Raw genomic sequence first — 3694 nt, 5'->3', positions numbered from 1 at the left:
GCCATCAGCGAGGAGACGGTAAATGCGCACTGCGCCATATTCTATCTGGTAGAGCGATCGCGTGCGCTCGCCCTGCGCGTAGATCACGCAATCCGGCGCATGGAAGGTTACCGGCCTGATATGCGCCTGGCACCGTGCGCGTGGCGATGTGAGAAGGCGCGAATTGAGTGTGATGGAAGCGGCGGTTTGCATCGGCATGTTCCCTCTGGTTGAAGGGATCATGTTGGATCGGGGGCTTCGCCGCTATTGAGTTCTTCCACTACGGGTTCTTACGTAGGGTCGATACTGCATTGGCAATGTCAGGCCCGTTGAGGGGTTTCGACAGCACGCAGATGTCTTGCCTGTTTCCGCTGCCGTAGTCCTTGTCGTCCTCCGCCAGGACGACGAGCTTTATGCCGCGGTCTGCCAGGCTGAGGCCGGCCGTCAGATCGGCGGGCGGCAGGCAGGTGTCGAGGATGACGCATTCCGCACGACTGATCGCCTCCGTTGCCATGGTCCAGTCGTTGAACTGTTCCACCGGCTGGCCATGCGTGTTGAGCGCAAAGCTGATCGACCGCAGCAAAGCCGGGTCTTTGACAACAGCAACAATTGCAGACAGCGTGGACAATGGGATCCCAGAAGCTCGGTCGTGATCTTTCACCAAGCTTGCAGATCGCATCTTGGTCGACGCGCCACCTTGTCATGGATCAAGCGTATTGTCGGATTGCGCGGGGATTCGGCTAGATGCTGACGGTCAGTGACATACGCACCAGTTCGGGCAGGCTGCGCGCCCTCATCTTCGTCATGACATTTGCGCGATGGACTTCGACGGTTCGCGGGCTGATGTCGAGATTGAAGGCTATGGCCTTGTTTGGCTGGCCGGCAACGACGGCCGCCAGAATTTGCCGCTCGCGTTCGCTCAGGCTGCCTATGCGCGAGCGGATGTCATCGACGCTGAGTGTGCCCGCCGCCAAGTTTGCGAGCCTCTCGGCCGCGCGCCGCACCGCCTCGATGATGACGGCCTCTTCAAACGGCTTCTCGATAAAGTCCACGGCACCCGCCTTCATCGCTTCGACGGCCATGGGAATATCGCCATGCCCGGTGACGATGATCGAGGGTATCGGGGGAGATATGCTCGAAATTTTGCGCACCAGATCGAGGCCGCTCATGTCCGGCATGCGCATATCGGTGACCAGCACGGCGTTGCGAAGGCTCGGGGCGATTTCCGAAAAGGCGGTTGCGGAGACATGAAGCCTCACGCCGAAACCGTTCACTGTGAGCATGAAGCCCAGCGATTTGCGAAGTGCCTCTTCGTCGTCAACGATATGGACGGTGAAGTCATCAGGCTGCATTCTGGTCCTCGTCGTGCTGGATAAGGGTGAAACAGAAGGAGGCTCCGCCAAGCTCACTCTTGGAAACGGTCATCTCGCCGCCATGGGCCTCGATGATGCGCCTGGAAATCGACAACCCGATCCCCATGCCTCCTGCCTTTGTCGTCGTGAACGGCTCGAAGATATCCTCGGCGACCTCCGGAGAAATTCCGGGACCGGAATCCTCGACCGTCACCGTCAAAAGTCCCATCTTGTCGGAACAGACGCTGACTCGGATTTCCTTGTTCTCGGTTTGCTTCATCGCCTCGATCGCATTACGCATGAGGTTGGTCAGCACCTGCTGGATTTGGATTCGGTCGACGAAGACCTGATCGTTGTCCGAGGTGAAATCGAACACGGTGCGCACGCCCTTTTCCCGCGAGCCGACAAGAGCGAGCGCTCCGGCCTCTTCGACGAGTTGACGCAGGCTCTCCGTGCGCTTTTCCGTCTCGCCTTTGGTGACGAACTCGCGCAGGTGTCGAATGATCTGCCCGGCGCGAATGCTCTGTTCGCCCGCTTCCAGCAATGCGTCACGAACCTGGATGTCGCGATCGCCGACCGCGTTCTGCAGCAGGCGAGCGCAACCATGCACGTAGTTGGCGATGGCCGACAAAGGCTGGTTCAACTCGTGCGCCAGCGTCGACGCCATCTCTCCCATCTCGTTCAATCGGCCGAGCCTTGCGAGCTCGGTCTGGATCTCCTGCAGGCGGGCAGCGGATTCTTCTCGCTCCGTGAGGTCGCGGACGAAGCCGGTGAAAAAGCGCTTCCCGCCACGTTTGATCTCGCCAACCGCGAGCTTCATCGGAAATGTAGACCCATCCTTACGCTGGCCGACCACGACGCGGTCGACGCCGATGATCCTCTTTTCGCCCGTTTCCATGTAGCGGCGCATGTATCGGTCGTGTTCAACCTTGTAAGGCTGAGGCATGAGCAGCTTCAGATTTTGCCCAAGCGCTTCAGCTTCCGAGTAGCCGAACTGGCGGACGGCTGCGGAGTTGAAGGAGATTATGACTCCGTTCTCGTCGCTCACGATGGTGGCATCAAGAACCGTGTCGAGGATAGACCCCATTCGGGCTTCGCGATCGTCAAGCGCTTCCCTGAGTTCCGCCAGCATCTCTCGATTTTTGTCTGCTCGCCTGGCAAACCAAACAATCAGCGCTGACAACACGGCAAGTGCGAGTGTTTGCACGCTAGCTGTTTCAAATAGAAGAAAATGACCGGAAAGAAGCCAAAGAGCTAAGCCGAAGACGGCTGCCAGCAAGGCCGGGCCCGCTCCCCCGATCAAAGCTGTGGCGACGACCGAAATCGGTACGAGTAGGGAGAGCGTTTCTGAAGCGGCATGGCGCATAGCAAATAGCGCGCCACCAATAGCTGCGACCGTTCCGAAAACCGCGACGACATACCCTCTGGCGTTGGGGAACGATCGGTTTTTCTTTCTTTTCGAGCTCACCATTTCGACCATGATCTTGAACTTACTCTACCCAATCGATTCGGCTTCATGGTCGGGAACGTAGCCGTTGCCCCCGGTTGATAGAAGTCAAATAGTGGCCATCACAAGTATTCTCCACGACCTCAAGGCAACAGGTTGCCTCGGGTTGCAACATGGCCGTCCTGATGCAGCGTAGCTACCGAATTCCAGCGCTATTGGGTAACACGCCGTTAGCACGGCGTTGACTGCAGACTGCGGGGCTTGGGTCGGACAAACCGGTTCCGTGGATTCCCGAAGACCATGGATCTAGGTTTGTTTCCGCTTTCATTCCGTCCCCGAGGCTCTGCTCGCGCAGATTCGTCTCTGGGCTCGATGAATGGAATGCCTCTACCCGAGATCTCAGTTTCACATCGCGGTAGCAGCTTGTTCCAAATCAATCACGACCAGCTTTTGCCATGCTAGATACTTCGCCAGAGTGTAACGCAAATCGGGCCACTGGCGTCGTGCATAGAACAGTCAGGATCATCCTCGCATTTCTGCTCGTCATGGTCGGGCTGTCACACCAGCCCCCGCCAGGCGTTGGTGATATGGCGACGCTCGACGTGGCCGCCTATGTACTGCCCGATGGCACGTTGCCCGAATTGTGCGTTTCGACCGACGATGGTGAGGTTCCCCACCACGGTGCGGCTACCATCTGTGAAGCCTGCTTGATTGCATCATCGGCCATGCTCCCGACTCCGGTAGATGTTGTCGGTCGCCGCATAGTCATTGCGCTCGACATGTCGGTGCCTTCGCTAAGCGACAAGGGCTATCGCCGTCTTTTTGCCCCGAACACCGCACCGCGTGCGCCTCCGGTACCGAACTCCGTCTGAGTCCGGTCCGAAATCGACGTCAACAGTCCGGACCGATCTAGTTT

The 3694-nt window shown here is 58.3% G+C and carries 4 protein-coding genes and 1 pseudogene; 1 reads left to right on the top strand and 4 read right to left on the bottom strand.

Annotated elements, in window-relative coordinates:
- The 4 genes and pseudogenes from FAA86_RS24875 to FAA86_RS24110 all read right to left on the bottom strand — a co-directional run.
- Window positions 1–198, bottom strand: a pseudogene (locus FAA86_RS24875) (helix-turn-helix domain-containing protein); the annotation flags it as partial.
- 61 nt (window positions 199–259) lie between these two features.
- The gene (locus tag FAA86_RS24120) at window positions 260–562 is read right to left on the bottom strand and encodes a hypothetical protein (protein WP_136543825.1); all 303 of its coding nucleotides are present in this window, start codon (window positions 560–562) and stop codon (window positions 260–262) included.
- Window positions 563–719: 157 nt separating this feature from the next.
- A complete protein-coding gene (gene fixJ / locus FAA86_RS24115; RefSeq protein WP_136543823.1) occupies window positions 720–1331 on the bottom strand; it encodes a response regulator FixJ in 612 nt (203 codons plus the stop codon).
- Window positions 1321–2811 carry a PAS domain-containing sensor histidine kinase gene (locus FAA86_RS24110; protein WP_425467457.1) on the bottom strand — a complete coding sequence of 497 codons (1491 nt, stop codon included), beginning with the start codon at window positions 2809–2811 and terminating at the stop codon, window positions 1321–1323. Before FAA86_RS24110 ends, fixJ begins: the two co-directional genes overlap by 11 nt.
- Window positions 2812–3365: 554 nt before the next feature.
- Between FAA86_RS24110 and FAA86_RS24105 the strand changes: the two genes are divergently transcribed.
- Window positions 3366–3650 carry a hypothetical protein gene (locus FAA86_RS24105; protein WP_136543821.1) on the top strand — a complete coding sequence of 95 codons (285 nt, stop codon included), beginning with the start codon at window positions 3366–3368 and terminating at the stop codon, window positions 3648–3650.
- The last annotated feature ends 44 nt before the right edge of the window (window positions 3651–3694 follow it).

It is taken from the genome of Rhizobium rosettiformans W3, assembly GCF_004912135.1.
GTDB classification, from domain to species: Bacteria; Pseudomonadota; Alphaproteobacteria; order Rhizobiales; family Rhizobiaceae; genus Allorhizobium; species Allorhizobium rosettiformans.
The sequence above is the reverse complement of the archived record's forward strand: the minus strand, read 5'-3'. Positions and strand labels throughout refer to the sequence as shown.

Excerpts from the sequence above, each read along its gene's own strand:
- FAA86_RS24110 (WP_425467457.1), bottom strand. The coding sequence starts at position 2,811 with ATGGTCGAAATGGTGAGCTCGAAAAGAAAGAAAAACCGATCGTTCCCC.
- FAA86_RS24105 (WP_136543821.1), top strand. The coding sequence starts at position 3,366 with ATGGCGACGCTCGACGTGGCCGCCTATGTACTGCCCGATGGCACGTTG.
- fixJ (WP_136543823.1), bottom strand. The coding sequence starts at position 1,331 with ATGCAGCCTGATGACTTCACCGTCCATATCGTTGACGACGAAGAGGCA.